General features: G+C 65.8%; 29 protein-coding genes, 1 tRNA gene and 1 pseudogene. 15 read left to right on the top strand and 16 right to left on the bottom strand.

The window, feature by feature from the left end; translation table 11 throughout:
* Nucleotides 1–54: 54 nt before the first annotated feature.
* On the top strand, nt 55–957 hold the full coding sequence (locus KLK06_RS55960; RefSeq protein WP_214644059.1) for a LysR family transcriptional regulator: 903 nt from the start codon (nt 55–57) through the stop codon (nt 955–957).
* Between the two features lie 183 nt (nt 958–1,140).
* On the opposite strand, the gene KLK06_RS55955 is transcribed toward KLK06_RS55960, so the two are convergent.
* From KLK06_RS55955 to KLK06_RS62850, 3 genes are all read right to left on the bottom strand, one after another.
* On the bottom strand, nt 1,141–1,761 hold the full coding sequence (locus tag KLK06_RS55955) for a hypothetical protein (RefSeq protein ID WP_250907563.1): 621 nt from the start codon (nt 1,759–1,761) through the stop codon (nt 1,141–1,143).
* Between the two features lie 168 nt (nt 1,762–1,929).
* Nucleotides 1,930–3,099, bottom strand: a complete 1,170-nt coding sequence (locus KLK06_RS55950; RefSeq protein ID WP_250907562.1) for a DUF4041 domain-containing protein — start codon at nt 3,097–3,099, stop codon at nt 1,930–1,932.
* 545 nt (nt 3,100–3,644) lie between these two features.
* Nucleotides 3,645–4,430 (bottom strand): GbsR/MarR family transcriptional regulator, encoded by a 786-nt coding sequence (locus tag KLK06_RS62850; RefSeq protein ID WP_214644056.1) that lies wholly within the window; start codon nt 4,428–4,430, stop codon nt 3,645–3,647.
* Between the two features lie 283 nt (nt 4,431–4,713).
* Here KLK06_RS62850 and KLK06_RS55940 point away from each other — a divergent pair, with 283 nt between their 5' ends.
* The 3 genes from KLK06_RS55940 to KLK06_RS55930 all read left to right on the top strand — a co-directional run bounded on the left by KLK06_RS55940 (nt 4,714) and on the right by KLK06_RS55930 (nt 8,029).
* The gene (locus KLK06_RS55940) at nt 4,714–5,838 is read left to right on the top strand and encodes a serine hydrolase (RefSeq protein WP_214644055.1); all 1,125 of its coding nucleotides are present in this window, start codon (nt 4,714–4,716) and stop codon (nt 5,836–5,838) included.
* 44 nt (nt 5,839–5,882) lie between these two features.
* Nucleotides 5,883–7,049 (top strand): serine hydrolase, encoded by a 1,167-nt coding sequence (locus tag KLK06_RS55935; RefSeq protein WP_214644054.1) that lies wholly within the window; start codon nt 5,883–5,885, stop codon nt 7,047–7,049.
* Nucleotides 7,050–7,378: 329 nt separating this feature from the next.
* The gene (locus tag KLK06_RS55930; protein WP_214644053.1) at nt 7,379–8,029 is read left to right on the top strand and encodes a CPBP family intramembrane glutamic endopeptidase; all 651 of its coding nucleotides are present in this window, start codon (nt 7,379–7,381) and stop codon (nt 8,027–8,029) included.
* A 522-nt stretch (nt 8,030–8,551) separates the two neighbouring features.
* On the opposite strand, the gene KLK06_RS55925 is transcribed toward KLK06_RS55930, so the two are convergent.
* From KLK06_RS55925 to KLK06_RS55910, 4 genes are all read right to left on the bottom strand, one after another.
* Nucleotides 8,552–8,881, bottom strand: coding sequence for a hypothetical protein (locus KLK06_RS55925; protein ID WP_214644052.1), 330 nt, complete (start codon nt 8,879–8,881; stop codon nt 8,552–8,554).
* A 229-nt stretch (nt 8,882–9,110) separates the two neighbouring features.
* Nucleotides 9,111–9,812, bottom strand: coding sequence for an ATP-binding protein (locus KLK06_RS55920; RefSeq protein ID WP_250907561.1), 702 nt, complete (start codon nt 9,810–9,812; stop codon nt 9,111–9,113).
* A 416-nt stretch (nt 9,813–10,228) separates the two neighbouring features.
* Nucleotides 10,229–10,843 (bottom strand): MBL fold metallo-hydrolase, encoded by a 615-nt coding sequence (locus KLK06_RS55915; protein ID WP_214644051.1) that lies wholly within the window; start codon nt 10,841–10,843, stop codon nt 10,229–10,231.
* A gap of 245 nt (nt 10,844–11,088) precedes the next feature.
* Entirely contained in the window at nt 11,089–11,823 is a 735-nt protein-coding gene (locus tag KLK06_RS55910) for an SDR family oxidoreductase (RefSeq protein ID WP_214644050.1), read from the bottom strand.
* 102 nt (nt 11,824–11,925) lie between these two features.
* Here KLK06_RS55910 and KLK06_RS55905 point away from each other — a divergent pair, with 102 nt between their 5' ends.
* Together KLK06_RS55905 and KLK06_RS55900 are read left to right on the top strand one after the other, a co-directional pair.
* Complete coding sequence (locus KLK06_RS55905) at nt 11,926–12,258, top strand: helix-turn-helix transcriptional regulator (protein ID WP_214644049.1); 333 nt, start codon at nt 11,926–11,928, stop codon at nt 12,256–12,258.
* Nucleotides 12,259–12,271: 13 nt separating this feature from the next.
* Nucleotides 12,272–13,195, top strand: a complete 924-nt coding sequence (locus tag KLK06_RS55900; protein WP_214644048.1) for a zinc-binding dehydrogenase — start codon at nt 12,272–12,274, stop codon at nt 13,193–13,195.
* Here the strand turns inward: KLK06_RS55900 and KLK06_RS55895 are convergent.
* The 4 genes from KLK06_RS55895 to KLK06_RS55880 all read right to left on the bottom strand — a co-directional run bounded on the left by KLK06_RS55895 (nt 13,165) and on the right by KLK06_RS55880 (nt 14,662).
* Nucleotides 13,165–13,404, bottom strand: a complete 240-nt coding sequence (locus KLK06_RS55895; RefSeq protein WP_214644047.1) for a hypothetical protein — start codon at nt 13,402–13,404, stop codon at nt 13,165–13,167. The genes KLK06_RS55900 and KLK06_RS55895 overlap by 31 nt on opposite strands.
* Before the next feature lie 224 nt (nt 13,405–13,628).
* Nucleotides 13,629–13,874 carry a hypothetical protein gene (locus KLK06_RS55890; protein WP_214644046.1) on the bottom strand — a complete coding sequence of 82 codons (246 nt, stop codon included), beginning with the start codon at nt 13,872–13,874 and terminating at the stop codon, nt 13,629–13,631.
* Nucleotides 13,875–14,207 (bottom strand): DUF6247 family protein, encoded by a 333-nt coding sequence (locus KLK06_RS55885; protein ID WP_214644045.1) that lies wholly within the window; start codon nt 14,205–14,207, stop codon nt 13,875–13,877. It abuts the gene before it with no gap.
* A 245-nt stretch (nt 14,208–14,452) separates the two neighbouring features.
* A complete protein-coding gene (locus KLK06_RS55880) occupies nt 14,453–14,662 on the bottom strand; it encodes a hypothetical protein (RefSeq protein ID WP_214644044.1) in 210 nt (69 codons plus the stop codon).
* A 460-nt stretch (nt 14,663–15,122) separates the two neighbouring features.
* Between KLK06_RS55880 and KLK06_RS55875 the strand changes: the two genes are divergently transcribed.
* From KLK06_RS55875 to KLK06_RS55865, 3 genes are all read left to right on the top strand, one after another.
* Nucleotides 15,123–15,494, top strand: coding sequence for a type II toxin-antitoxin system RelE/ParE family toxin (locus KLK06_RS55875; RefSeq protein ID WP_214644043.1), 372 nt, complete (start codon nt 15,123–15,125; stop codon nt 15,492–15,494).
* Nucleotides 15,491–15,847, top strand: coding sequence for a helix-turn-helix domain-containing protein (locus KLK06_RS55870; protein WP_250907560.1), 357 nt, complete (start codon nt 15,491–15,493; stop codon nt 15,845–15,847). The genes KLK06_RS55875 and KLK06_RS55870 overlap by 4 nt, the downstream gene beginning before the upstream one ends.
* A 728-nt stretch (nt 15,848–16,575) precedes the next feature.
* Nucleotides 16,576–16,839 (top strand): hypothetical protein, encoded by a 264-nt coding sequence (locus KLK06_RS55865; protein WP_214644042.1) that lies wholly within the window; start codon nt 16,576–16,578, stop codon nt 16,837–16,839.
* A gap of 226 nt (nt 16,840–17,065) precedes the next feature.
* On the opposite strand, the gene KLK06_RS55860 is transcribed toward KLK06_RS55865, so the two are convergent.
* Nucleotides 17,066–17,308, bottom strand: a complete 243-nt coding sequence (locus KLK06_RS55860; protein ID WP_214644041.1) for a hypothetical protein — start codon at nt 17,306–17,308, stop codon at nt 17,066–17,068.
* A 1,008-nt stretch (nt 17,309–18,316) separates the two neighbouring features.
* Here KLK06_RS55860 and cutA point away from each other — a divergent pair.
* Nucleotides 18,317–18,649 (top strand): divalent-cation tolerance protein CutA, encoded by a 333-nt coding sequence (cutA, locus tag KLK06_RS55855; protein ID WP_214644040.1) that lies wholly within the window; start codon nt 18,317–18,319, stop codon nt 18,647–18,649.
* Here the strand turns inward: cutA and KLK06_RS55850 are convergent.
* Together KLK06_RS55850 and KLK06_RS61120 are read right to left on the bottom strand one after the other, a co-directional pair.
* Nucleotides 18,615–19,610, bottom strand: a complete 996-nt coding sequence (locus tag KLK06_RS55850; RefSeq protein ID WP_250907578.1) for an XRE family transcriptional regulator — start codon at nt 19,608–19,610, stop codon at nt 18,615–18,617. The genes cutA and KLK06_RS55850 overlap by 35 nt on opposite strands.
* A gap of 270 nt (nt 19,611–19,880) precedes the next feature.
* Nucleotides 19,881–20,027 (bottom strand): annotated as a pseudogene (locus tag KLK06_RS61120) (XRE family transcriptional regulator); the annotation flags it as partial.
* Between the two features lie 379 nt (nt 20,028–20,406).
* Here KLK06_RS61120 and KLK06_RS55845 point away from each other — a divergent pair.
* Complete coding sequence (locus tag KLK06_RS55845; protein ID WP_214644039.1) at nt 20,407–20,688, top strand: hypothetical protein; 282 nt, start codon at nt 20,407–20,409, stop codon at nt 20,686–20,688.
* Between the two features lie 348 nt (nt 20,689–21,036).
* Here KLK06_RS55845 and KLK06_RS55840 read toward each other — a convergent pair.
* Nucleotides 21,037–21,110, bottom strand: a tRNA-Gly gene (locus KLK06_RS55840).
* 98 nt (nt 21,111–21,208) lie between these two features.
* Here KLK06_RS55840 and dcd point away from each other — a divergent pair.
* The 3 genes from dcd (at nt 21,209) to KLK06_RS55825 (ending at nt 23,982) form a co-directional block, all read left to right on the top strand.
* On the top strand, nt 21,209–21,784 hold the full coding sequence (gene dcd / locus KLK06_RS55835) for a dCTP deaminase (protein WP_214644038.1): 576 nt from the start codon (nt 21,209–21,211) through the stop codon (nt 21,782–21,784).
* A gap of 570 nt (nt 21,785–22,354) precedes the next feature.
* Entirely contained in the window at nt 22,355–22,972 is a 618-nt protein-coding gene (locus KLK06_RS55830) for a DUF47 domain-containing protein (RefSeq protein ID WP_132627671.1), read from the top strand.
* A gap of 5 nt (nt 22,973–22,977) precedes the next feature.
* The gene (locus KLK06_RS55825) at nt 22,978–23,982 is read left to right on the top strand and encodes an inorganic phosphate transporter (protein ID WP_214644037.1); all 1,005 of its coding nucleotides are present in this window, start codon (nt 22,978–22,980) and stop codon (nt 23,980–23,982) included.
* Here the strand turns inward: KLK06_RS55825 and mshD are convergent.
* A complete protein-coding gene (gene mshD / locus KLK06_RS55820; protein WP_308168969.1) occupies nt 23,915–24,880 on the bottom strand; it encodes a mycothiol synthase in 966 nt (321 codons plus the stop codon). The two genes, KLK06_RS55825 and mshD, sit on opposite strands and share 68 nt — an antisense overlap.
* Before the next feature lie 108 nt (nt 24,881–24,988).
* Between mshD and KLK06_RS55815 the strand changes: the two genes are divergently transcribed.
* Nucleotides 24,989–26,773 carry a bifunctional UDP-sugar hydrolase/5'-nucleotidase gene (locus KLK06_RS55815; RefSeq protein ID WP_214644035.1) on the top strand — a complete coding sequence of 595 codons (1,785 nt, stop codon included), beginning with the start codon at nt 24,989–24,991 and terminating at the stop codon, nt 26,771–26,773.
* Nucleotides 26,774–26,870 lie beyond the last annotated feature (97 nt).

Below are 26,870 nucleotides of genomic sequence, written 5' to 3'. Positions count from 1 at the left end.
GGCGAAGGTCGAAGGCTTGGTTTAGGTGGGCTAAGCGATCAGGTGGAGGTGGAGATGGAGTTCAGGGAGCTGGAGTGCTTCGTCGTGCTCAGCGAGGAGCTGCACTTCGCGCGTACGGCCGAACGCCTCTACCTGTCACCCGGCAGAGTGAGCCAGCTCGTGCGCTCGCTGGAGACCAGGGTCGGCGGCCGGCTCTTCCACCGGACCAGCAGGCGCGTGCGCCTCACACCCCTGGGCGAACGCTTCCTGGCCGACCTGCGCCCCTCCTACGACGGCCTCGCGAACGCGGTCAGCCGGGCCAAGGCGGCCGCCCGCGAGGTGACAGGCGTGATCAGGCTCGGCTTCCTGGCCACGCCCACGGATGTCGTCACCGGCAGCGTGCGCGCCTTCGAAAGCCGCTACCCGGGGTGCGAGGCGGAGCTGGTGGAGATCCCGCTCTCCGACCCCTTCGGCAAGTTGCGGGCCGGGCAGGTGGACATCGCGTTCACGCTGCTCCCGGTGGACGAGCCCGATCTGACGACGGGTGAAGGGCTGAACCGGGTCTCGTACCAGCTCGGCGTCTCCTCACGCCACCCGCTGGCCGCCCGCGCGAGCATCGGCGCGGAGGAACTGACCGGAGTATCCCTGATCGGTCTGGACGGCCCGGCCCCGCGCACGTGGCGCGAACGAGTGGCACCGCCCACAACCCCTTCCGGCCGCCCCATTCCCCTGGCCGGTACGGTGGCCACCAGCCAGGAGGGCCTGACCCAGGTGGCGCTCGACCGGGGCGGCATGTTGTTCTGCACCCCCACGGCGGCTCACCACACGCGCCCGGATGTCAGCTTCGTCCCCGTCACGGGCTTGCCTCCCTCGATCCTCGGCCTGGCGTGGGTGAAGGCGGCGGAGACGGCGGCCATCCGGGCGTTCAACGAGGCGGCCGTCGGGCACGCGCTCGGGGCGGCGGTCCTGGTGGCGTAAGACATAGAAAAACGCCGCCGCTCGATCATCGCCACGACCCAGCCCAGCGTCCAGCACTGATCACCCCAGCCATGAGCGGCGGGCCCGGCCTGCAGCATTGCCGGTTGCGCGTCATCCAAGCCGCTCCACCGGGCCCTTTAGAAGGAGTCTCCAATCACTTCGGCGGGGTTGGGAGGTGGGCCGTCAACCTCGGCGGTCTGAGGCGGACGAGTCCAGTTCGTCTGCTCGGCGGAGGTCCTTAGGGCGGCCTATGGCGCGGCGCAGCTGGATCAGGTCTTTTCGGGAGACGTAGTGAACTTCCAGGCCGCCCGGGTCGACTGCGGTGATCGCGCGGTCGAGACACTCTCGGACCGGGAGGGTTCCCCAGGGGAGCGCCGGGGTGCAGCAGTCGCCGCTGGCTTCGGGTGAGGTGAACTGCACTTTGGGGCGGAGAAGGGAATCCGGGTGAGTTGCTACGGGTTTGCCCTTCTCGTCGGCGAGTTGGGCGCTGACGGAGGTGAAGGCGGCCGCCAGGGCCGGGGCGTGGGCCGGGGCGCCGTCCCAGAGCAGGTCCAGATCGCCGGTCAGTTCGGTGGATCCGTGCATGATGCCGGCGACTTGCCCGATCACTACGGCCCGGACGCCGTTGCGGTGGAGAGCTTCGAGCAGCGGGAACGGGTCGAACCCGAGGGCACCGTCCGTGCCGATCGTGCCGTCGTCGTCGTCGGCGTCCTCGTGACCCAGGCCGGTGGCCGCCCGGTTCAGGGCCAGTTCGCGGGTGCCTCTTGCGGCGGCGCGGAGTCGTTCCAGCGGTTCGTCGATCATCTGATTCATGCAACACCCGGCTGCACTCATGGCGCACTCGAATTTCTTAAGACCATCGATGCTGACGGCGATCCGCAAGCCCGTAACCTCAGCCTTAAAGCTCTAAGGGCCCGAGAAGATCGAACAGCTTCGCAAAAAATCAAAGCCTGGGTCCGGAGGACGCGTACCCTATCCGCCAACCCGGATGGAGTTACGTTTTTCGGTCGCCCCGACCGACTGCCGCCACTCCAGGGCTTCGGCCGTGTCGCGGTACTCCAGGAGGTGTTGACCAGCGATCTTCTGTAGCAGGTCACGCACCTCGGCCGGAGTGGCGTGGAAGAACTCTCGTCGCAGGTTCACCTTGTTGAGCCGGTGATCGCTCAGTTCTGCGTGCAGTCGAGCCTCCAGTCCCACCGCATCCTCACTGAAGATCAGCGCATGCGTGTCGAACCTGAACGGCACTGAGGCGTCACCCAGTTCGCGCACGCGGTCTTCAGGCTCCAGCCGGCGGGTCATGCCGATCTTCACGACGTTCTCCCCGAACGCCCCGATGTTGGAGATGACGTACACGTACCCAGCCCTGATGTTCGCTTCGCGGGCCTCTACGTCGGTGACAGCCGCACCGATCTCCTCCAGCTTGGCCTTCAACTCGTCCACGCTCTCTGCGGACGCGGCGCCGTTCTTCAGCAGCTTGGCCAGTGCTGACCGGTAGTGCGCCTCCTCCTTGCGCAGGCGCGCCTTCTCACGCTCGAACTCGCGGCGTGCGGCCTCCTCCTCACGCTGCTGCTCGCGCTGCGCCCGGATGAGTTCCTTCTCCTCTTCTTGCTTGGCCAGGTAGTCGGCCGTCAACTCCAGTTCGTGAATCCGCGCGCGGTGATAGTCAGCATGGACGTGGATGTTCATCGTCCGTCCCAGCTTGACGATCGTCTCCACGGCCTTCTCCAGCCGATCGATCGCCGACTGAAGCTTGTACGGGCGCATGGTCCGCACACAGTTGTCCGCCTCGGCGTTGTACGCGCGCAGCATCAGCTTGGAGAAGTCGCGCACCATCTTGCGTCCCTCGGCTACCGACCCGTTCACCTGCCAACTGGTGGCGCCGACGACGGCTCGCCCCTCTCTGACCATCTCCTTGATACGAGCCTTCACCCGCGCGAGTTGGTCCTTATAGTCCACCGCGTCGCTCAGCGGATGCCGGTACTCGTAGACACCCACCTCCTGGAGCAGAACGGTCTCCTCGGTCTGCACGACCCGCTGCTCCGTCTCACGCAAGCGCCGGGTGGTGTCATCGATGGCGGTGTGCAGTCCCGCGTGCTCTACGTGCAGGGCCTCGGTCATCGCCGCGATGCGCATGGCGTCCATCCCACCCAATCGCTCCACCCATTGGCGTAGCTGGGTGTTCTCCTCTTCGAGCCGCTTCTTAGCGCCGAAAAACCCGCCACCCTTACGTTCTGGTGGCTGCGGTGCGCTCGGAGCCGGTACGGCCGGCGCCTCCTCAGAAACCCAGAATTCCCAGCCTGTGGGAGCCGGCGGCCACGACGGGTCCGGCTGCCATCCCTGCGGCGGCTTCCACCCACGAGGCGGGACCGGCCAGCCGGGGGGAGAGTTGAACCGGTACGCGGGCATGCGCGCTCCTCACGTGCAGACGACAAGCCATACACAAGCCATACACAGGTGAGATAGCCGTGAGCACCGTAAGGGTTACACGAAGCAAGCATTCGGAGGCTTTTGTGCGATAACAGCCAGAGTTCTATTGCGCCCTATTTTGGCGCGTCGGAGTTCCGACTTTTCGCACCTCACCTACTTGATACACATGACTGGCCAAGTTGGGCTGCCGGTAGGAAACGTGTCATTGGCGCGCGCCTGGCAATGGCGAGCCAGCGCGTCCCGGCGGGGGCAGATGATGGTTACGGCGTTTGAAGACCACGTATGGGGCCAAGCAGATCAGGGTCAACTGCGTCAGGTTTCCCGTGCTCGCTCGTCTGGGGGGTGGCGTAGATCTGGCGCCAGTGCACGGCCGAGCGGACCAGGTCGTCGCCGACGCGGGTGAGGAACTGGCTCATGTTCTCCAGCCGGACTCCGGCGGGGGTGGTCGGGCCGAGGGTGCGGGCGCTTTGCCGGGCGGTGTCGGCGAGCAGGGCGTTGGCGCGAGCGCTGGCCACCATGGCCTGATACCAGACGTTGTCGTCGATGACGTACCGCTCGGCCCGGCGCCGAGGGTCGCGTTCGCGCCGGATGAGTTCCTGGGCTTCGAGGTAGCCGACGGCTTTGGAGATAGAGGCGGGGCTGACCTGCAGGCGCTGGACGAGTTCGGCGGAGGTGAGGCTGCCGCTGTCGGTGGTGTACAGGGCGGCCAGCACTTTGGCCATCATCTGCGGGATCCCTGCCTGCACCAGCAGGACGGTGAGCTGGTCGGCCACCTCACGCACGGTTTGCTGGTCGCGCCCGTAGGCGTCGGCATCGCCGCGCGCGCCCGCCGGGGTGGTGGTCCTGCGACGGTGGACGCGCCGGTCGGCGGCGCTCTGGGCTTGGTCGGCGCGGTAGGCTCCGGGGCCGCCATTGCGCATCACCTCGCGCGTGACGGTAGAAGTGGGCCGTTTCAGGCGGCGGGCGATCTCGGCGTAGGTGAGACCGTCGGCCAGCCCGTCCGCGATCTTACGGCGGTCCTGCTGGGTGAGCCTGTCTCCGGGCACGGCGTCCGCCTCCTGATCGCTCGATCACCCGCGCGCGGCCCAGGGGATCTCGGTTGACCGCCAGTGTGCATCCGACGGCAACAGGATGCAACTCACGCTGATCCACGTTGCATTAATCGACAATCATAATGCAACGAATTTAGGCATCTTAACTGCGTAAACTCCGTTGCTTCGCAGATTTGTGATTGACGATTCCTCGCATGCAACGTAATTTTTCCATCACCGCGAAGATCGGTGAAAGAGCGGGCGATCACCCGCCGCCAGCCCTCGAAGGAGACCTCACATGAACGCCCAGGACACCACCGCCGCACACCTGATCGTCCCCGGCCAGACCGAGGTTCAGCGCCTGCTTGAGGCCGCTGTGGCCGAGCAGGGCTACCCCGGTGCGATCATCGAGATCCGCAACGGCACGCAGCAGTGGTTCGGTTCGGCAGGCGTGGCCGACACCGCCACTGGCCGCCCGCGCACGCCGCAGGAGCAGTTCCGCGTCGGCAGCATCACCAAGACGTTCACCGCCACACTGGTCCTGCAACTGGCCGCCGAATACCTGCTGAGCCTGGACGACACCGTGGAGAAGTGGCTGCCCGGCCTCGTTCAGGGCAACGGCCACGACGGCAGCAGGATCACCATCCGGCAGCTGCTCAACCACACCAGCGGCATCTTCGCCTACACCCTCGACGAGGGCGTTCTTGAGCGCTACTGGAGCCCCCAACTGCTGGAGCACCGCTTCGACAAGCTGACCCCCGAGGACCTGGTGAAGATCGCCGTCTCCCATCCGGCCGACTTCCAGCCGGGCCAGAGCTGGGGCTATTCCAACACCAACTTCGTCCTCGCCGCCATGATCATCGAAAAGGCGGCCGGCATGTCGTACGCCGACGCCGTCGCATACCGCATCGCCCGCCCGCTCAAGCTGACCGGCACCTACGCTCCCGGCGGCGAGACCGGCTTCCGCGGTCCCCACACGAGCAGCTACTCCAAGCTCATGCTGCCCGACGCCGACGCGCCGGCCCACGATGTCACCGAACTGAGCCCGTCGTACGCCTTCGGCGTCGGCGAGATCATCTCCACCGCCGCCGATCTCAACACCTTCCTCAGCACCCTGCTCAGCGGCCGACTGCTGCCGCCCGTTCAGCAGACCGAGATGCTCACCATGGCCCCGGTCCCCGACGGCAAGTGGCTGGACGGGTACAGCTACGGCCTGGGCATCTCCTCGATCACCCTGCCCTGCGGCACCACCGTGTACGGCCACGGCGGCATGATCACCGGCACCTGGTCGTACCTGTACGGCACGCGTGACGGCAAGCACGTCGTCACCCAGAACGTCAACGGCGACTGGGGCGTGCCGCCCATGGGCCTGTTCATCGACGTCCTCGACGCGGCCTTCCACCCCGCCAGACCTGCCGCCTGACCTGTGCCCGCCTGGACACCCCTTTCGATCAGCAGGAGTTTCTGATGCCCTCTTTGACGACCTTGCGAACGCTCGTCACCGCGGTGACGCTTTTGGCAGCCACCACCGTGGCGGTCGCCCCGGCGAGCGCCGAGACCCGATCGGCGGTCCAGACCGTGCTGGACCAGACGGTGGCCGCCGGGATTCCGGGCATGGTCGCCGAGGTGCGCGACAGCGGCCGGCGTACGTTCGCCGCGGCGGGAGTGGCCGACACCGAGACCGGCCGCCGACGCACGCCGCAGGAACGCTTCCGCATCGGCAGCATCACCAAGGCGTTCACCGCCACTTTGGTGCTGCAACTGGCGGCCGAGCGCAAGCTGAGCCTGGACGACACGGTGGAGAAGTGGCTGCCCGGCCTGGTCACGGGCAACGGCAACGATGGCAGCAAGATCACCCTTCGGCAGCTGCTCAACCAGACCAGCGGGCTCTACAACATGTATCTGGATGAGAAGATGATCTACAAGTACACAGGGCCGGGCTTCCTCGAGCATCGCTTCGACAAGGTCAGTCCGGAAGAGTTGATCGCGGTCGCGATGGCGTACCCGCCCTACTTCGAGCCCGGCACCGCCTTCCGCTACTCCAACGCCAACTACGACCTCGCCGGAATGATCATCGAGAAGGCGACCGGCAAGACCTACGCCGAGCAGCTCGCCCGGCGGATCGCCCGCCCGCTCGGCCTGTCCGGGACGTACCTGCCGGGCAAGGAGACCAGGATCCACGGACCGCACCCGCGGCACTACTCCCGGCTGTGGTCGACCGACCCCGACGCCAAGACGTACGACGTCACCGAGCAGAACGCCGCCTACGCCTGGGCGGCCGGCGGCGTCGTCTCCACCACCAGGGACCTGAGCCGCTTCCTCACCGCACTCCACGACGGCACGCTGCTACCGCCGGCCCAGCAGAAGGAGATATGGAACACCAGCGTCTCGACCGAGGGGGCGGGCTGGATCCCCGGCACACGGTACGGCATGGGCACCTGGCAGCAGCAACTGTCCTGCGGTGAGACGGTCTGGGGCATGGGCGGCGCCATCAACGGCTCCTACACCTACGCCATGGGCAGCCGCGACGGCAAGCACACCATCGTCACCAACATGAACGGCGACTGGAACAACCCGATCGCCGCCCTCACCAAAGCGGTCGAGGCCGAGTTCTGCCCGTCCCCATCCCGCTGACACCACGCAACGTCCGAACCACAGCCCCGGCCGAACGACATCGGCCGGGGCCGGCCTCGTACCTGGGCCCTCGCGGGGTGCATCAAGGTAGGGCGGATGCCCGTGAGTGACCGCGGTTCCCCGTCCGTTCTGGCACGCATCTGGCACGCCGATCACGACGGCCGTCAGCGCAGGAAAGGAACGGACTCGGATCCCAGTCGTGGCGAAGGTGGCGATGTGCTTGGCCGACCGCGAATCTCGCAGGGTGCCATGGCACCCCGCTCGGCTATGACTACGACCGCTTTACCCATACCGCCAGGGCCGTCCTCACGACGGTTCTCGTCATTCCCATGGTTGTGGCCGCCCGCCGCCTGCTCGACCGTCGTCCCTGGATCGGCCTCGGGCTGCCCTCCTTGCGTGTCGCCTGGCGGCGCCTGATGCTCGGAATGGTCTGCTGGCTCATCCCCGCCGCTATCGGGTTCGCGCTCTGTCTCGGATTCGGCTGGGTCGAGATCGGCCTGCCCCCCTCCGCTGCGGACGCCCTCCGAGTGGCAGCGCTCCTGGTCGTGCTCGTCATCCTGTACGAGGCGCTGCCGGAGGAACTCGTCTTCCGCGGCTACCTGCAGCGCAACCTCGCCACCGTGTTGCCGGCCTGGCAGGCGGTCATCGGGCAGGCCGCATTGTTCACCCTGTTCGGATTCCTCGTCGGAGCCGCCACCTCCCCTGACAGGCTCCTTGTCTTCTTCCTCTTCGCCCTCGTCCTTGGTGGCTTCCGCGTCGCCACCGGTGATATCTGGGCGGGCATAGGTTTCCACCTCGCTTTCCAGACCGTTGCTCAGTTGTTCGACGGCCCGGGGGCTGTCTTCGACGTCACCGGACTTGGCATTCTGGGAATCGTCGCTCTGGGCGGCCTGCCGTTCTCGCTCGGCTGGGTAGCCATGGAACGTCTTCACCGAGAACGCCTGAACTGGCAGGTCCTCGAACCGGACCCTGTTCGTTGAAGACGTATTTAAGTGCGGAGCGGGTGACGGGAATCGAACCCGCGCTGTCAGCTTGGGAAGCCTCTAACGGTCTGGGCGCGTGAGCTGGGGAAACGCTGATCTGCGATGGAGCGCTCCGAGTATTCGTGATTCCCCGTGAGTTCCCATGGATCACCCTCCTTACGGGCACGCGACGGGCACACGAAGGCGCAGGGGAACGTCTGCCCCTTCGTGGCTCTGGTGCTCGGTGGGCCGGGGCTGGTACCAGTTCTCAATGGCTGCCAGAGCTCTGTCATAGGCCGCCAAGCCTCGAAGATCCCTAGCCTGACCTTCTGTAATGCCGAAGGGCTCGGCGCGGATCTATGGGCATGGAACGTCCGCCGCTTGGCATGAGGATGGCGAAGTCCTGCTCTATGAAGTTGATCTCTAGGCAAGACCACTTCTAGCAGGGGCTTCGCGGGGTTCTGGGACCTTCGCTCAATCCAGCGAGCCGTCCAGACGATCACACACCCGCGGCTGATCGTTACCGGAGAAGGCTCATTGTCAGGTTGCCGGCGCGTCCTCGATGATCCACTGGATCCCATGCGGGATAAGAAAGTCGAGGAAGGCGGTCGGGTGGTAGGCCTGGGCGGGTGCGAGTACTCCCGGCTTGGCAGGGTCGGCGATGAGACGGCGGGCGCTTTCGACGGCGATCATCGCGGTCGTGCCGTAGGTGTCGGGGCCCTGGACGATGCCGCGGGCGCGGCGGCCGTCGGTACTGGTGGCGTCGAGCACGTAGGTGAAGTGCTGGGTGCGGCGGTTGTCCTCATCGGGTCCTTCAGGCAGGCTTTCGATGATCTCCGGTGTGAGCGGGGTGTTCAGCCGGTCGCCCAACGCCGCCTCTGTCAGCTTGGGAACCGGCTACTGATCTTCCCGTGCTGAGCTGGGAAAACGGGGGATGCAGGTCAAGTGTCAGCGATCGTCTAATTAAGCCGGGCAACGATCACGGAATTGAGCCACCTGAAGTTGCTGACCTGCTAGGAGCGGATGCCCAATATCTGCCGTTGCGGCGGTATTCATGATGGTTCGGCACTGTGCTACTTGCCGGTGCCCGACGGATCCGTCACTCGGCCGCTGGCCGATGTCGCCTCCGCGCCTCGGAGGCATTGCCGTGTGCGAGCGAGGGCCACCGGTCCGCGGCCCACTCCGGCCAGCCCAGCCACCCCGGTGGCGGACCGGGGATGTCGCCGCCGCCGAGTTCGGCGGCATCTGGTGCCTGGAACTGCTTCCGCCATTTGTCGATGTCCGCCTCGCTCATCGGAAATGTCGTGTGCGGTGCGGTTGCCTGGCGGTGTGCGATCCGGGCGCGTTGGACGTCCTTGTCGATGGGCAGGTAGATGACTTGGCAGGCTGCCCCGGCCGATGTTGCCAGCCAGCGCAGTGCCGACCGTTCGTCGCGGCTCCAGAGCCCGAAGTCGAGCACGACGTTGGTGCCCAGTTGCAGCGCTTGCAGGGCTAGTGCGATGAGCCGTCCTTCCAGGATGTCGCGCTTGCCGTCGGGCTGCGACCCGTCGAACAGGGAGATCATCCACTCGTCCGGGGTCAGCCGCAGCGCGCGGTGCGCCGCGGCGAGTTCTTCGGCCCGGGTGGTCTTTCCGGCGCCGGGGAGCCCGACCATCAGGAGAAGTTTGGCGGGTTCGGGCTGCACGTCATGGTTCGGCTCCGCTTTCGCGGTGGCTGCGGCCAGCTTGTCGGCGACGGCGAGGAATGCCTCGGACATGCGAGGGAAAGGATCTTGGTGCGTTGGATGGAACTGCTGCGACATGGATTTGCTCCCCGGATCACGCAGGACGATCCGGCAGCACAGCGAGACACGCGATTGGGCTGCCGGCGGGACACTGATCCGGCGGTACGCCCTGGCACTGACCCCAGCGGGGCAGGCAATGAGGCCGCGGTTTACGGCAACCGCGATACCGCCGCTAAGCGGCGGCGCGGATGTTCATAGCGGCGAAGCAACCCATGCCGCCACCATAACCGACAGCACCAGCATGGTCGTCGACCGCGGCCGCGATCAGTGACCGTTCGGTCCTGCCGCTGCCGATCCGTGAGGAGATCAGCTCGGCGGAGGAAGTCCGCCGCAACGGGCTCAGCGAGTCAGAGTGGATGGCGCGGAGCTACCCGCGCATCCAGCAATTGGTGAACAGCGGGAAGTATCCGATCTTCACCAAGATCGTGATTGGTCTAGAGATCGATCGAATCACCCACCGGGATGCGGGCGTAGTCGATCTCCTCCTCAAGCCACGCGTCGAAGTATTCCAGACCGACCTTGCTGAGCTGGATGTCGTGGATCGGGAACGCGCGGGCCGGCCGGACGGCTCGGACGAAGGTGATGGCCTCGCCGATCTTCACCCAGGGGCCGGCCGCCGGGACCAGCAGGGTGTCGACCTCGTCGGTGGGGACGAACAGGGAGTCTCCCGGGTGGTAGAGGCCGTCCACGATGAACCCGAGGTTCGGGCAGCCGGGCAGTCCGTCGATGACCTCGGCGTGCACGCCGCCCACGGCCTTCACGGTGAAGCCGCCGGCGGTGAAGGTCTCGCCTGCGGCGACCGCGACCGCTCCCTCGCCGAGCTCGGCGGCCAGCGCCGCATGGGTGTGCACGGTCAGCGCGGGATTGCCCGCCCGGGCGGCCTTGAGTGCCTCGACGTCGATGTGGTCGGGGTGCTCGTGGGAGATGAGCACGGCCGTGGCTCCGGGCAGCGCCGCCTCCGCGTCGGAGAAGGTGCCCGGATCGATCACCAGCACCCGATCGCCGTCCTGGACGCGCACACAGGCGTGCCCGAAATGCGTCAGTCTCACCGGATCACCCTATCGGCCAACCTCGGCGTCGACGCCAACACGATCAGCGCCCGGCGGCCCCGGGATCGTCTCGTGCCTGCCCCACTTGCACGATCCCTAACAACTCCTGCCCTTCCTCGTCGGTCAAACGGCGGGCTCTCGCCTGCTCAGCCACCTTCGCTCCTTCTGCCCATCGAGGGGAATCCCTTAGAGACAAGAAACCGAGACTGCTACGCCACCACCGGCGAAGGTTCGTGGTCAGCGCACTAGGCGGTGAGGCCGCCGTCAATGGTGAGGCTGGCGCCGGTGATGAACGCAGCCTCCGGGCCGACGAGGTGAGCGACCAGCGCGGCGATCTCTTCCGGCGCACCGATCCTGGGCAGGGCCAGCCATTTGGTCATGGCCTGGGCCGCGGGGCCGTCAGCGCTCATGCTGTCGTTGGCCGTGGGGCCGGGCTGGACGTTGTTCACGGTGATGCCGCGTGGCCCCAGATCCCGGGCCAGGCCGCGGACCAGGCCGGCGACGGCCGCCTTGGTCATGGCGTAGGCGGCGGCCCCGGCGAAGGGCGTACGCTCGGCGTTCACACTGCCGATCGTCACGATGCGCCCGGCGTCGCCGAGATGGGGTAGCGCCGCCCGGATGGTGTGCACGACCCCGCGTACGTTCACGTCGATCATCCGATCGATGTCCTCGGCGGCAAGGGCGTCGATGCCTCCCGCGCGGGCCACGCCCGCATTGGCCACCACCACGTCGAGCCGCCCCCACACCTCCACGCTGCGCTCCACGGCCGCAGCGATGGCGGCGGGATCAGCGACATCGGCCTCCAGGCAGAGCGCCTGCCCCTGACCGGCGGCGACCTCATCGACGACCTGGCCAGCGCGGTCCTGCTTGGTGGCATAGGTGAAGGCCACACGCATGCCGTCGCGTGCCAGCCGCCGCACGATGGCCGCGCCGATCCCCCGAGAACCACCGGTGACCAACGCCACTCTGCTGCCCGTCATGTCCTGACCTCGATTCGATAGACAACGAACACGTCGATAATCATCGAACAGTACGATAGCCTTCGACATGATGGCAAAAGCGATGCACGTAAGGGAGCACCCATGCTGATCGAGGAGATGCACCCGGCCACCGCCGAGTTGCGGCTGCCGAAGGTCTTGGCGGCTCTGGCCGACCCGGCGCGGCTGCTGACCGTACGCGCCCTGCACCGGGCAGGGGAATCGGCGTGCACTCGGCTCCAGCAGGCGGCCGGCCTGACGATCAGCCGGTCCACCTTCTCCCATCACCAGCGGGTCCTGCGCGAGGCCGGGGTGATCCAGGTCAGGGTGCGCGGTTCCGAACGCATTCTCAGCCTGCGCCGCGACGACCTGGACGCCTGTTTCCCCGGTCTGCTGGACGCCGTGCTCGGCACCGCCCCCGAGCACATCGGATCCTGACAGGAGGCGCGGCATGCGTGGATTCATCACCGACCCGACCGGCCGAGCTGGGCTGCGCCTGGACGACGACCTGCCCGAACCCGAGCCCGCGCCGAACGAGTTCCTGCTCGGCGTGCGCGCGTACGCCCTCAACCACGACGAACTCAACCTGATCCGCCGGCGACCTGAGGGATGGCGCCCCGGGCAGGACGCGGCCGGGATCGTGCTACGGCCCGCGGCCGACGGCAGCGGCCCGCCCGCCGGCGCACGGGTGGCCGCCTACCTTGACTGGGAGGGCTGGGCCGAGCGCGCGCCGGTCCCGGCGCACCGGGCCGCCGTACTCGATGACCGGGTCTCCTTCGACCAGGCCGCGACCTTGCCGATCGCCGGGCTGACCGCGCTGCGGGCGCTACGCGCCGCGGGCGTCGTACTCGGGCGCCAGGTGCTGATCACCGGCGCGACCGGCGGCGTCGGCCAGTTCGCTGTGCAACTCGCCGTGGCCTCGGGGGCGTATGTCACCGCGTACGTCAGCCGCCCCGAAAAACGCGTCGCAGCTCTCGAACTGGGCGCGCACCGGGTCATCACCTCGCTCGACGAGCAGGATCTCGGCCCGTTTCACGCAGTGCTCGACGGCATCGGAGGTCCGCTCACGGCTCAGGCCGTCCGGCGGATGGCCCCGCGAGGAACCCTGATCTGGTACGGCAACCTCGGCGGAGCCGCCGAACTGCGCCTTGCCGACTTCTACGGCCAGGCATGGAACACCCACGTCGTGGGCTTCATCAGCCCCGACCCGGACGAAACCAAGGGTGAGGACCTGGCCATCCTGGCCGCGCTGGTCGCGGGCGGCCGACTCGTTCCCCGCATCGGATTCACCATGGATTGGGAGAAGACTCCCGAAGCGCTCGAAGCCCTCGCCGAGGGAAAGATCTACGGCAAGGCCGTGCTGACCCTGCCGTGAAGGCAAGCCAAGGCGATCACAAAGATCGTTTTGTACCGACGGCCGCGTAACAACTCCACGTGTGCCTGGTAGCGCGACCAGGACTGGGCTGATCGGCGACCGATCGCAGCGGCGGACTCGGCAGGGTCCCGCTTTGCGCGCGCAGCCCCCGGATGGTTGGGGTTGCCTTCGAGCTTGTCGGGCTCGACGGTGATCCGATCGAAGTTCATGATGTCTCCCTTCCATCCTGATGGTGCCGGGTTGAACCAGCGGTAGCGACCGCGATACACGCGGCGGCACGGTGGCAGTGAACGCTCGAACCTGTGTAGCGTCACTGGTTCGACTCAGGTCAACGAAGTGACCACCCCAGACGGCCTAGCTGGTCGAGTGACCGCGAGTCCTCGTGACTCCCCGCCGATCGCTGCGGGAACGGGCACGCAACGGGCACGGACCCCTATGGCCATTCGATGCGAACAAGGTAGACCTCGCGCTGCCGGTCCAGGACCACATAGGTGGCGAGACCGCGTTCTCCGAACGGGTGCGTAAGCATGTTCGCCCTTGGATTCTTGGAGTTGTACGGGGCTCCACTCCAAGGAGCGGTCTCCAACAGCGCGAACAGATCCGCGAGCGGATGCAGTGCATGATCGGGTAGCGCGGCGATCTGTTCCTCGGCTACGGGATCGATGATGAGCTTGAACACCTAGACATCGATCCCACGAGCAGCAAGGATCTCCCGCCATGGCCTTCCCTGAGGAACGGGTTCGCCGGCCAGAGCCTGCTGGGCGCGGACGTGCATCTGACGGCGCCCCTCGGGATCCTTTGCGGTGTCACACGCGGAGATCCACCAGCGGTGCACGAAAGCGTTCAGCGCTCCAAGATCCAGGCTCACCCTGACCTCGTCGAGCACAGCCTTGAGCCCGGCGTCGAAAGCCTCGCGATCTTCCGGGACGACCAGCGCGGCGCGGATGCCTCGCAGGTTCTTCTCAGGCAGAGGCGCGCCGACGGAGATGAAGTCCTGCGGTTGTGCGGTCATGCCCGCTCCCTTCCTTGTCCTCAAGAGACTACAGAGGAAGGGTGACATCCCTCACGCACACACGAGAGCTGGGCCTGCCACAGCACGAAGTGGAGCGGGTGACGGGAATCGAACCCGCGCTGTCAGTTTGGGAAGTGCATCCGATCGCTCCTCGTAGGGGCGGCGATCTGGGCGTCGGGCCGGTCGTGGGTGACCGTGGTTGACCCCTCGTCACCCTGGTTTATGGCCCACTAATGGCCCGGCCGTCACTCGTCCCACTCATCGTGATCGAACACGAGGTTTACGGAGTCTGGTGTTAGTTCTCCTTTGGATGCCTCTAGATGGAAGTGAAAGCTAGAGGGTGTATTGGGCTCAGAAAGCGTCAGCAGGAGTTCGGCAAGAGTACGAAGCGCAATCTTGTCTCCCTTGATCACGACCTCGCCGGGATGCACTCGGATGCCCAGCAGATGATCCATGGGCCACGCCCTGGTGACTCCATAGTCCGGAACGTATACAGGGACCTGGATGGTTACAGATCGGGTGGGATCGGGGCGGTTGCTCATGCCAGCAGTGTCCACGGTTGCGCACCGCGCGCACTCCGCCTCGCCTGTTCATCCCGTCTGCCGTCGACTCGCCCGCAGGGGAAGCGGGCCAGGGCCACGGGGACAAGGTCGTTATCAGCGAGGTCTCCAGGCGCCATCGCGATGGCCTACCAGGAAGGCCAACCACCGCGTCGGCGATCCCCCTGATCTCAAACCCACACAGGTCTAGCAAACGATCGGCGAGGCCAACTATCGCCTCAGCCAGGCCAAGGGCTCAGCTGAGCGCCTAGCCGCCGATCTGGGATAACAACCAAGATCGAGGAGCAGACGCGGGGCCAGGCCTGGTACTCATCACCGCCACGGGTTACCATCGAGTACATATACTATTGATGGTATGCCTCAGTGGGAGATCGACCTAGAGCCGGAGGTGGAGTCTTGGCTGGACGGACTTTCTTTTCCGCTCTACCAGCGGGTCATGCGAAACGTAGACGACTATTTCGTCACTGGTGGCATCCCTGATGGGGATCACGTAAAGAAGCTGAAGGATGCCGAAGGTGTGCACGAGCTGCGTGTTGCTCTTGACCGCACGACCTGGCGGTTGACCTTCTGGAAGCCATCCAACAAGGTGATCGTGATCCTGACGGTCTTCCGCAAGACACAGGATGGGACGCAGACCGCCGACATCGACCGAGCGATCGCTGCCAAGAAGCGGTGTGAGGCAGAGCACGACCTAATCACCACACACGTGTTCGAGAGGAGCGCATGATGGGTCACAGCCGTTGGGAAACCTACAAGGCGAAGCGTCTGCGCGAGATGGAAGCGGATGCGCAGTCCCACTCCGAATACGAGCAGGCGGGCCGTGACCTGGAGCTCGGAGACCAGCTGCGTGAGATCCGTAAGCGCCGAGGCCTGTCTCAGAAGATCGTAGCGGAGCGCTCTGGGATGTCCCAACCCGCCCTGTCTCGCATCGAGGGCGGTGGCGGCATTCCGGATATAGCGACACTGCTGCGCCTCGGTGCGGCAATGGGGGTTCGGTTCCGCATCGAACTCGTCGTCGACGACGACACCACTGAAATCGAGCCCCTAACGGTGCATCATCGACCGCTCGCGACCGCATAAGTTGCAGGCGGCCACTTCGAGGCTCAGTCCGTAGGCGTCCGCCGCTCCTTTCGTAGGAGCGGTCTTCAGCCGCGACAGGCTTGCTCGAGAGTCAGCATCAGGGGAATGAAGAGGGGCCAGTTCTAGATCACATTCTTGAGCTGGGCCTTCGATGTTGGAGCGGGTGACGGGAATCGAACCCGCGCTGTCAGCTTGGGAAGTCTTTCACGATCATGGCCTCTGAGCAGGGGAAACGCTGACCTGGGCATATGCCGGTCGAGTGACCGTGAGTCCCCGTGACTCCCCACTGATCGCTCTACGAACGGGCACGCCACGGGCACGCAACGAGCGTGCCGCGGTCAGGTCTGAAGCCCCTGTCGCCATGTGGTCGGAGTGCGAGACACAGCACGAACAGTCCTGCCCTTAGATGCTGACCTACGTGGGGCTTGTCTCAACTCGACACTCAACGGAATGATCGGGCCGTCCTTGCAGACATCCGTGATCTCCCGAGACCGAGGTCCCTCATGGCCATGTCGTCCCATGCCTGCCCACGCCGAAGACGAGCACGCTTAGTTCGTAGAAATTTCGCAATTCTTCTTATCGCTTCCCTACTCATGTCAGGGTGCGGATATACAACATGGCAGGTTGATCCGGCAGTTCTGGTTGAGGTTCGCAGCATCGGAAAGGTAATAGGCGAGTCGACCTCTGAAGGAATCTGGGAAGATACGAACGATATCATCACTATGTTTGTGATCGATGTCGGTGGCAAGAGGGGCCCCGAGTCGGTCAACAGGGCCATCGATCTTTTGGGTAGACGCGGCTGGAAAATATTGCGCACCAACCTACCGACTTCGGTAACTATGGAGTCACCAAAATGGGGAACTGATCAGCTGGTTGTGCGCCCATTTGACCCTGTCGAAGTGGAAAATGAACCTGAGATTCAGGAGGAGATTAGGAAGAAATCAGCCAAGCCTGCAGCCCTTGTGGTTGTGTGGGCATGGGAAGGCGCTTGAAAGGGCTGAGTGTGATGACCTCGAAGGGTTTCTAGGAGCAGCTGTGTTGTCGCCTGGTACAGCGGAGGGGCAGTGCCGCACTGTCAGCTTGGGAATTGCAGGGATCTTGGCTCGTAAAGGCGTTGACCTGCGACTGAGGACGGTCATGAGTGACCGTGGTTGACCCCTCGTTACCGCCCTTAATGGCACGCTAATGGCACGATGATCAGGACCCTGACCTGTTGCTCTACCGCTGCTTGCCCTTCCCCAGGCGCTGCTCCTCCATCACGACGAAGGAGTCGTAGATGGTGCGCAGCAAAACCTGAGCTTGATCGCGGTCAACGCCTATGCGAAGCCGGAAGTCCCAGTCGTCGAGGTGGATGCCATTGCAGACCTCGTTGAGGGCGTTCTTGATCGCGAGGACGTCTTCTGGCCCCAAGTTCACGGTGATCACATCGGCGGTGGTGCAAACGATTTCCACAAGCGGCATTGTGCATGTTGAGGCGCACCGCGCGCATCCCACCCTGCCTGATCATCCCGTCCGCCGTCGACCCGCCCGAAGGGGAAGCGGGCCAGGGCCACGGGGACAAGGTGGAGCCCCCAACTGGAGGAACGACCTTGGCCCCGTGGCCCTGGTTTGCTCGGCTTGTCCCGGGTCGATGGTGGGCGGGATGATCAGGCTTCCTCCTCAGCCGTTTACGATCTGACGCCTAGCGCGGGCGATCATCCCGGAGCCGGAGTTCCCCCGCCGGAGGCGTGCATTGCCTTGGGCGGTAGGTGCTTGGACGTGACGCACTTCGCATGCGATCATCATGGGCATGTCATCGACCAGAAAGGGCCATGCCGCGTAGGCGCCCTTCCGAGGTCCGTACGCCAGGTTCGGCGTGTGGGACCCACAGAGCTGTGATTCATCATGTTCCCGGGCTTGGCCGCCGTCCCATGGCCGCGGTGATCGCCCTCGAACACACCCGTATGTGGCCGGGGGCGGTGGCGGCGTCCCTGGTGGCTTGGCAGGAGGCGGCCCTGGTCGGGACCGCTGACCGCCTCTTCTTCAGGTGCGAGTGCGAGGAGTGCACCGGAGATGCGCCCCGCCGGCGACTTCAACGGGCTCTCGTCGACTTACCTTCGTGGGCCAGACCGCATCTGTATGCCCTGGTCCTACCCGTCGACCGGTATTACCTCCGTCGAACCTCACCACAATCGCCTACGTCCCCCGACTCCGACTGGACATGGTGGCAACGACGTCGCCGACGTGAGGATCGGAGAGTGTAGAGGCGGATGTGGAGAGCCTGCTCAGACGGCGCGGCAACCCCCGAGCGGGCTTTTCGGTAAGTACGGCGGAGCTGGTGTGCGGCGCCCGGCCCGGTGTCCCGCCGCCGTCCGGGACCGGCCCCCAGGCCGCACGCCCGGACGGCGGGCGGGCGGAGGGCCGGGGGTGCGGCGGCGCGCCGCGCCGCCGCCTTGATACCTATGAGAACAATTCGGCAGTGTTAGCCACGTGACCGACTGCATCGAGGTTCGTGTGACAGTGGATAGCCGTGAGCTGGCGGACCAGATGTGTTCGGCAGTTGTGGGGCGTCGGCTGGCTGCGGCGGCACAGGTAGTAGCGCCGATCGTCTCGACCTACTGGTGGGGCGGTGAGGTGCAGCGAGCCGACGAGTGGCTGTTGCTGATGAAGACAACCGTGGAGCGCTTCGAGGACTTGGCCGCCTGTGTTCGGGAGTTGCACTCCTACGAGGTCCCCGAGGTCGTCGCCGTTCCGCTAGTGGCGGGTACGGCCGACTATCTGGAGTGGATCAGGCGGGAGACGAGCCCCGAGTCCAGCGTGTAGAGGTGAGGTCGCTGAGTAGTTCGCGGGCGGCATGGTCCTTCTGGGCGGCAAGGGTCTTCTCGATGGTGGCGAGGTGCTGGAGGCCCCATGTTGACTCGCTGCGCTGTGCGGACTCCAGGGCTCGGCGAGCGTAGGTAAGCCCCTGGGTGGTGTCGCCGAGTTGGAACTGTGCTTGGGCTACGTCGGTGTAGATAACGGCTGATCGCTTTTGGTCGGTGTCCTGGGAGATGGAGCCGAGGGCGGCTTGGCCGGCGTCGATGACGCGGCGCTCGTCGCCGAGTCGGACGTAGGTGGAGAGCTGGAAGGCGGCCATGCGACCCGGGTCAAGGAAGCGGGTCCAGGCGCGTTCGCGGTGAGGTCGTGCGCCGCTGTATACCTCCTCGGCCCGGTGCAGTAGTTGAATGGCGTGACGGTCACCGAGAGCTGCCAGTTCTTCGGCTTCTCGGCTGAGCAGCCATGCTCGCGTCGCGTCGTCGCCCTGGGCGGGGAGGAACTGCTGCGCCTGCCGTACCAACTGCAAGGCGGCGTTTCCCTCGACGGCGTAGGACCTGTAGGCGTAGGTGCATGCCTGGATGACGGGGTGCCCGCTCTCCTTGGCCGCCAACGCCGACACACGGTCGAACGAGGCGGACTGCGCAGGCTGTTTGAGGTCCCATGCGAGCCAGGAAGCGAGGGTGGCGGCTTCCCCCGCGGTAGCAGCCAGGCGGCGACGGAAGCGGTCAGGCGGGCTGCTCTGAAGAAGGCTGCTCAGCTCGTTGATGTGGCTGGTCAAGCCCTGGTAGATGGACCGAGCAGGGAGCGTGTACTCCAGGCGGTGGAAGCCAATGGTGCGGGCTTCGAGGCGTTCGACGGTGTCCTCGTCGAGAGCCTGCGGTCCGCTCAAGGCTCGTGTCAGGCGCTCCCACGGGTCAGCGATGGAGGCGGCGGCTTCGGCGGTCATGCCTGCGGCGAGAATGAGCATGGTTCGACGGTCCACGTGTGCGTCCAGCCTTCCGACTATCCAGGCCAGCGTGAGCACATCTACGTCTTGGTGGGCGTCCAGCTGACGCGGGCCGACGGCAACTTGTTCCACGCTAGGCACCGCACTTGTTGGTATCCCATCCCCTGCCAGGATGGGTGTGCGCGGAACCGGGACGCCGGTGACAACGTGCGGCGCCAGGCCGAGACTCATCCGAGCGGCGTCAGGCATCCGCAGGCCATCAGCGACGCGCTCGAAGACATCCAGCGAGGTGACCTGGACGCTACCCTTCATGATTTCGCTGACTTTGCCCTGGCTGAGGCTGACGGCGACGCCGATGCGGGTCTGACTCACCCCGGCGAACTGACGGACAAGCCGGAAGAGATGGCCGATGTCGCGATTTCGGAGCGCGTGGAGCATTTCGGGGCGTTGCCAGAGGTCAGCCGGTACGACGACCGGTTGAGCCGCTTCTGCGGGCATCTGCCGTTTCCCCTTGCGTCCTTGGACTGCCGGTAACTACACGCTCACGGCTCGGAGTCATCCCGTCAAGGGATACCGCCTATCTGGCCTGAGGATCACGGCTCGGGATGGGACCGATAACCGCAGGTGAAGACCCTTGATCCAAGAACACCAACGATAAGCCGACGAACGAGAGGTGCAGGGCCTTCCGTGCGAAGGGCTGGCGCTGGATGCGCAGGCGCCGCGCCGACAATGAGCGCCGCATTGACGGCGTGGCTGTCGCTCCGGTGAGGGTCACCTGCTTCGAGTGCTCGGGCGTTGGCAGGAGGAGGGCCACGTAATGGAGATCATCATGGACTGCGTCAGCCCGCACGTCGCCACTCCAAAGCAGGGCGCCTACCGGCTGGACTGGCTGCCCCCATGGTCAAGCGAACGAGTCCGAGTGATCGCCTGGACCTGCTACTGCCGCGACACGATCTATGAGCTCTGCTACGCCAGCAGCCGGGCATTCATCCGGCGCACGACCACGCAGACCAGGACGGAAGTCCACGAAACCTACCCGCTAGCGCTCCACGAGGCAGGCGCGATATGGGTGTCACTAATCACCGGCCAAATGCTCTGAGCGGGCGTGGACACGGCGGCAGTGAACCCTCGAACCTGGAGAGATGCGCTGACCATTTCCCGGGCCGGTTCACATCGATGTCAACGGCCACCCAGCTTTGCCGATTCGACTCAGGTCAACGAAGTAGTCACCGTCGGCAAGGCTCAGCGGTCGGGGAGTTCGAGGGGCGGTAGCCCCTCGACTTGGGGTTTGGGGCGGGAGCCCCAATAGACACAGTCTGAGCTTGATCGGCGCGAAGCGCCCCATGAGCGAAGGCGATGCAGTCAAGCGGGGTGTGGGGGCCGCGCCCCCACTAAACACTGTCTGAGCTACTAAGCGCGAAGCGCCCATAGGAGAGGGCCTTGCTTGTGGAGCGGGTGACGGGAATCGAACCCGCGCTGTCAGCTTGGGAAGCTGATGTTCTGCCATTGAACTACACCCGCATCGGCCGCAACCGCGACCACCACTCTAGCGGAAACTCGGCCCACATCAGCCAGCCGTGCCCTCAAGTTTCCCGCTGGCACGCGGTAGGTTGCTCTGCGTGCTGCTATCTGACCGCGACATCCTGGCCGAGATCGACTCGGGGCGCCTCGCCCTCGATCCGTTCGATCGGGACATGATTCAACCGTCCAGCATCGACGTCCGGCTCGATCGGTTCTTCCGGGTGTTCGAGAATCATCGGTATCCGCACATCGATCCGGCCGTGGAGCAGCCGGATCTGACGCGGATGGTGGAGCCCGACGGGGATGATCCGTTCATTCTGCATCCCGGGGAGTTCGTGCTGGCCTCGTCGTACGAGGTGATCAGCTTGCCTGATCATCTGGCGTCGCGGTTGGAGGGGAAGAGTTCGCTGGGGCGGCTTGGGTTGTTGACTCACTCGACTGCCGGGTTCATCGATCCGGGGTTCAGTGGGCATGTGACGTTGGAGCTGTCCAATGTGGCCACGTTGCCGATCAAGCTGTGGCCGGGGATGAAGATCGGGCAGTTGTGTGTGTTCCGGTTGAGTTCTCCGGCTGAGCATCCGTATGGGTCGCCGAAGTACGGGTCGCGGTATCAGGGGCAACGTGGGCCAACGCCGTCTCGATCTTTTCGGAACTTTCACCGGACCAAAATCTGACGCCCATGGGTGAGGGCTCGGCTGGAGTGGGCGGCCCGTGAAGGCGGTTCCTGCAAGGCGTCTTGAGGGAAACAGCTCTTGAACGGCTGTTTTTCGGGACATCGTCGTCCAGGGGCGCTTTACGGGAAGCAGCCCCAGGCACCTCAGTAGCAGCCCCAGACACCTCAGCATCGGCCCCAGGCACCCCCGAGGAGCGGCCCCAGGCCCGCCAGTAGCGGGCCCCAAGCACCCCCGAGGAGCAACCCACTGCGGACCCGCCAGGAGTAGTTCCGAAGGAGGACCGGCCTGCGGCCCCCAGCTAACCCCGCCCAAAGACACGCCCAACACGCACCCCCGGTCTAGCGGTGGTCCGGAAATGTCACCAAGATGGACTGGACGAGCCGTGACCGAAACCCCCGGTCAAGCCTCCCCCAGCTCGCCGCGGGAAAAAGGGCGATCAAACTACCGACAGGCCCGGTGTCGTACAGCAAACAGAGGGTAGCCACTAGGAGAAGGGGACATGAAGTTCGCATTTCACCTGGTAACCCGTACTCTCTACCACGGACCATCCCCGCACATCTGGAGAACGACGTGCGCCTGCGTCTCACGCCACGTGAGGACAGCTACTACGACCTGTTCGCCGACTCCGCGAACAACCTGGTCACGGCATCCCGCCTTCTGGTCGAGATCATCAGCGACGGATCGGACAGGGAGACCCTGGCCGAAAAGATGCGCGCTTGCGAGCATGCCGGGGACGAACGCACCCATGCGATCATGAACCGGCTCAATGAGAGCTTCATCACCCCGTTCGACCGCGAGGACATCTACCGCCTCGCCTCGAACCTCGACGACGTGATGGACGCCATGGAAGCGGCGTCCGACCTCATCGTGCTGTACCAGATCGACCACCTCCCCAAGGACGTCGTCCGCCAGGTGGAAGTCCTCGAGCGGGCCGCGGAGCTGACCGCCGAGGCCATGCCCCGGCTGCGGTCGATGAAGAACCTCAACGAGTACTGGATCGAGGTCAACCGACTGGAGAACCAGGGCGACCAGGTCTACAGGAGGCTGCTGGCCAAGCTGTTCAGCGGCGAGTACGACGCGCTCACGGTCATGAAGATGAAGGAGGTCGTCGACGCGCTGGAAGAGGCGGCCGACGCCTTCGAGCACGTCGCCAACACGGTCGAGTCGATCGCGGTCAAGGAAAGCTAAGCTCTGTGGACCTTTCGCTCGCCCTCGTCATCGGCGTGGTCGTCATCGCACTGGCCTTCGACTACACCAACGGGTTCCACGACGCGGCGAACGCCATCGCGACCTCGGTCTCGACCCGCGCGCTCACTCCCAGGGCCGCGCTGTTCATGGCCGCCGCGATGAACTTCATCGGCGCCCACCTGGGCACCCAGGTCGCCGCGACCGTCGGCAAGGGCATCATCGACGCGCCGGACGGCTCACACGGCCTGGTCATCGTCGCTTCGGCGCTCATCGGCGCCATCTGCTGGAACCTGATCACCTGGTACTTCGGCCTGCCCTCTTCCTCCAGCCACGCCCTCATCGGCGGTCTGGTCGGCGCGGCACTCGCGGCGACCAGACCCGTGCACTGGGACGGTGTGCTGCAGAAGGTGGTCCTCCCGATGGTGCTGTCACCGCTGCTCGGGTTCACGCTCGCCGCGGCGATCATGATCGCCATCTATTGGATCTTCCGCAACAGCCAGCCCGGCAAGACCAACCGCGGCTTCCGCTACGCGCAGACCGTCTCGGCCGCGGCGATGGCGCTCGGCCACGGTCTGCAGGACGCGCAGAAGACGATGGGCGTCATCTTCCTGTCCCTCGTCGTCGGCGGGTACATCAATCCGGGGGCGGAGATCCCGCAGTGGGTCATCCTCGCGTCGGCGGGGGCGATCTCGCTCGGTACATACTCCGGAGGCTGGCGCATCATGCGTACGCTGGGCCGCCGGATCATCGCGCTCGACCCGCCGCAGGGCTTCGCCGCCGAGTCCGCGGCGGCAGTGGTCCTGTACACGGCGGCGATCGGGTTCGGCGCACCCATCTCCACCACGCACACGATCACCTCGGCGATCATGGGTGTCGGCGCCACCAAGCGGCTCTCGGCCGTGCGCTGGGGCGTCGCGGGCAACATCGTGACCGGGTGGATCCTTACGATTCCGGCTGCGGCTCTGGTGGCTGCGGTGTCCTACTTCGTCCTGCACTGGGTGATTGAGTAGCGGCATACATCACGTCGACGTCCCAGCGGTCGAAGCCCAGGGACTCGTACAGGCGGATCGCCGCCGTGTTGGCCTCGTCCACGTAGAGCATCGCCTGGGCGAGGCCGCGCGCGCGTAGATGGTCCAGGCCCGCCAGTGTGAGCGCCTTGCCCAGGCCGGTGCCCTGCTGTGAGGGGTCGACGCCGACAACGTACACCTCGCCGATCGGCTCGTGGCCGTGCTCGGACGAGCCGTGGATCTTGGTCCAGTGGAAGCCGGCCAGCCGTTCGCCGCGGAAGGCCAGGAAGAAGCCCTCCGGGTCGAACCAGGGTTCCTGCTCGCGCTGGCGCAGGTCGTTGGCCGTCCAGGCGCCCTGTTCGGGGTGGTGGGCGAAGGCCGCGGCGTTGACCTTGAGCCACGCCTCCTCGTCCTGACCTGGTACGAAGGTGCGTAGCCGTACCCCATCGGGCAGGTTGAAAGAGGGCAGCGGCGTGGACAGCGACCGCCGCAGCTGCCAGAGCGAGCGCACGCGCTCGAACCCCGCCGACGCCGCCAGCGCGCCCGCGCCCTCATGATCGCCGTGCGCCCACAGGCGCAGGCTGCCACCCGACATCTCGAGTACGGCCCGCAGCAGCCGGGAGCCGTGCCCCTGGCGGCGGTGGGCGGGGTGGATGGCCAGTTCGCCGCTGGGGCCCTCGACCTCGTCGGTGGGATCTATGTGGGCATAGCCCACCAACGTCTCGTCGTCGTACAACAGCAGGGAACGGGCCTGCGGATCGCCGCCGTAGCGCAGGTGGAGCATGACATGCTCGTTGAGCGGGCGGACGCCGTCGGCCTCCGTCGCCGCTTCCACCACGCCGAGGACCTGGGTGATCTCGCGGTCATCAAGTCGTTGTCTGATCTCCACGTGCGCTGTCACAGCACGAACTCTAGGCGTACGGCTGGCAAATAACGCCATGTGGCAGGCCGATGAATCGTTACCTTTGCGACATTGGCTGCATGGCTTACCGCCGTAACGTCTAGGGCCATGACCCCACGTTCCCTCCTCCGGCTCGTCCTGGCCGGAGCCGTCGCCGCGGGCGGGTTCGCCGCGGCGGCCGCCCCCGCGGACGCGAGCAAGGCACCGAAGACCGTTCCGGTCCGGCTGCTCGCGCTCAACGACTTCCATGGCAACCTCGAACCCCCGACCGGCTCCTCCAGCCGGATGGTCGACGAGACGGGCGCCACCGTCGAGGCGGGCGGCGCCGCGTACGTCGCCACGCACATGAAGGCCCTCACCGACAAGAACACGATCGCGGTGGCCCAGGGCGACCTGATCGGCGCGAGCCCGCTGATCTCGGCGGCCTACCACGACGAGCCGTCCGTCGAGTTCATGGGCAAGCTCGGGCTCAAGGTGGCCGCGGTCGGCAACCACGAGTTCGACGAGGGTTACACGGAGCTGCGCCGGATCATGAAGGGCGGCTGCCACCCGGTGGACGGGTGCTCGCCCGCCGGTCCGTGGAAGGGCGCCCAGTACGACTACGTGGGCGCCAACGTCCTGTTCAAGAACCCGGACGAGAAGACCGACGCGCTCGCGGCGCTGGGTGCGCAGCAGGCGCAGGCCAAGAAGCTGATGAGCGACTGGGGCGTGCCCGCCCTGCCGCCGGTCAGCGTCAAGTGGATGAACGGCGTGCCGATCGGCTTCATCGGCCTGGTCACCCAGACCACCCCGAACATCGTCACGGCCGAGGGCATCAAGGACCTCAAGTTCGTGGACGAGGTCAAGGCCGCGAACCTGGCGTCCAAGCTGCTCAAGCTGGTAGGCGTCAAGGCCCAGGTCGTGCTCGTGCACGAGGGCGACCAGGTGACCGCGGGCCAGTCGCCGGACGCGTGCAGCGCCGTCCCGGGCGCGGGCAACCGCATCGCCACGCAGGTCGACCCCGAGATCGACGTGATTCTCAGCGGCCACTCGCACCAGGCGTACCTGTGCAAGGTCAAGGACCCGGCCGGCCAGGACCGCCTGTACTCGCAGGGCGGCTCGTTCGGCCGCGTCATCACGCAGGTCGACCTCAACGTGAACGTCAAGACGCGGGACATCGACCGCGCCTCGGTGGTGGCGGACAACCACGTAGTGACCCGCACAGTCACCCCAGATCCCGAAATTTCCGCGTTCGTGCAGACGTGGAAGGATCGTGTCGCCCCGGTCGCCAACAAGGCCGTCGGCCGGATCACCGCGGACATCACCAACACCGCCGCCCCCAGCGGCGAGTCGCCGCTCGGTGACCTCATCGCCGACGGCCAACTCGCTGCCACCAAGACGGGCGGCAACGCGCAGATCGCCCTGATGAACCCGGGTGGCGTCCGAGCCTCGCTCACTTACGCCGGCTCCTCGGCGGGTGAGGGTGACGGCGTGGTCACCTATGGCGAGGCGTTCACCGTGCAGCCGTTCAACAACCTGATGCAGGTCGTGACGCTGACCGGTGCGCAGCTCAAGACGGTCTTGGAGCAGCAGTTCACCGGTGGGCCGAACGCCCAGCCGTTCACCAAGATCCTCCAGCCGTCGGCGAACTTCACCTACACCTACAGCAGTGGCGCGGCGTGGGGGGCCAAGGTCTCGAACATGAAGATCGACGGCGTCGCGGTGACGGACACGCAGACGATCCGGGTCGCGGCGAACAACTTCCTGGTCGGCGGCGGTGACGCCTTCCTGGGCTTCAAGGACGGTACGGACCTCTGGAGTGGGCCGCTGGACATCGACGCCTTCGTCGACCAGCTGGGCCGCGACAACCCGATCGCTCCGCCCGCCACCAACCGCATCACCGTCACTCCCTAGCGAAACAATCTGAGGGGCCCGCTTCCGGTTTCCGAAGCGGGCCCCTCACCGCTTCCAGAGCACCGCGTCCACCCGCCTGACCCTCTATCGTGGGCCG

This window comes from Nonomuraea sp. NEAU-A123, assembly GCF_018603905.1.
Lineage (GTDB): Bacteria > Actinomycetota > Actinomycetes > Streptosporangiales > Streptosporangiaceae > Nonomuraea.
This window is presented reverse-complemented; position numbering and strand designations above follow the sequence as displayed.

Excerpts from the sequence above, each read along its gene's own strand:
- KLK06_RS55960 (WP_214644059.1), top strand. The coding sequence starts at position 55 with ATGGAGTTCAGGGAGCTGGAGTGCTTCGTCGTGCTCAGCGAGGAGCTG.
- KLK06_RS55955 (WP_250907563.1), bottom strand. The coding sequence starts at position 1,761 with ATGATCGACGAACCGCTGGAACGACTCCGCGCCGCCGCAAGAGGCACC.
- KLK06_RS55950 (WP_250907562.1), bottom strand. The coding sequence starts at position 3,099 with ATGGACGCCATGCGCATCGCGGCGATGACCGAGGCCCTGCACGTAGAG.
- KLK06_RS55940 (WP_214644055.1), top strand. The coding sequence starts at position 4,714 with ATGAACGCCCAGGACACCACCGCCGCACACCTGATCGTCCCCGGCCAG.
- KLK06_RS55935 (WP_214644054.1), top strand. The coding sequence starts at position 5,883 with ATGCCCTCTTTGACGACCTTGCGAACGCTCGTCACCGCGGTGACGCTT.
- KLK06_RS55930 (WP_214644053.1), top strand. The coding sequence starts at position 7,379 with ATGGTTGTGGCCGCCCGCCGCCTGCTCGACCGTCGTCCCTGGATCGGC.
- KLK06_RS55920 (WP_250907561.1), bottom strand. The coding sequence starts at position 9,812 with ATGTCGCAGCAGTTCCATCCAACGCACCAAGATCCTTTCCCTCGCATG.
- KLK06_RS55910 (WP_214644050.1), bottom strand. The coding sequence starts at position 11,823 with ATGACGGGCAGCAGAGTGGCGTTGGTCACCGGTGGTTCTCGGGGGATC.
- KLK06_RS55905 (WP_214644049.1), top strand. The coding sequence starts at position 11,926 with ATGCTGATCGAGGAGATGCACCCGGCCACCGCCGAGTTGCGGCTGCCG.
- KLK06_RS55900 (WP_214644048.1), top strand. The coding sequence starts at position 12,272 with ATGCGTGGATTCATCACCGACCCGACCGGCCGAGCTGGGCTGCGCCTG.
- KLK06_RS55895 (WP_214644047.1), bottom strand. The coding sequence starts at position 13,404 with ATGAACTTCGATCGGATCACCGTCGAGCCCGACAAGCTCGAAGGCAAC.
- KLK06_RS55885 (WP_214644045.1), bottom strand. The coding sequence starts at position 14,207 with ATGACCGCACAACCGCAGGACTTCATCTCCGTCGGCGCGCCTCTGCCT.
- KLK06_RS55880 (WP_214644044.1), bottom strand. The coding sequence starts at position 14,662 with ATGGATCATCTGCTGGGCATCCGAGTGCATCCCGGCGAGGTCGTGATC.
- KLK06_RS55875 (WP_214644043.1), top strand. The coding sequence starts at position 15,123 with ATGCCTCAGTGGGAGATCGACCTAGAGCCGGAGGTGGAGTCTTGGCTG.
- KLK06_RS55870 (WP_250907560.1), top strand. The coding sequence starts at position 15,491 with ATGATGGGTCACAGCCGTTGGGAAACCTACAAGGCGAAGCGTCTGCGC.
- KLK06_RS55860 (WP_214644041.1), bottom strand. The coding sequence starts at position 17,308 with ATGCCGCTTGTGGAAATCGTTTGCACCACCGCCGATGTGATCACCGTG.
- KLK06_RS55850 (WP_250907578.1), bottom strand. The coding sequence starts at position 19,610 with ATGCTCATTCTCGCCGCAGGCATGACCGCCGAAGCCGCCGCCTCCATC.
- KLK06_RS55845 (WP_214644039.1), top strand. The coding sequence starts at position 20,407 with ATGGAGATCATCATGGACTGCGTCAGCCCGCACGTCGCCACTCCAAAG.
- KLK06_RS55815 (WP_214644035.1), top strand. The coding sequence starts at position 24,989 with ATGACCCCACGTTCCCTCCTCCGGCTCGTCCTGGCCGGAGCCGTCGCC.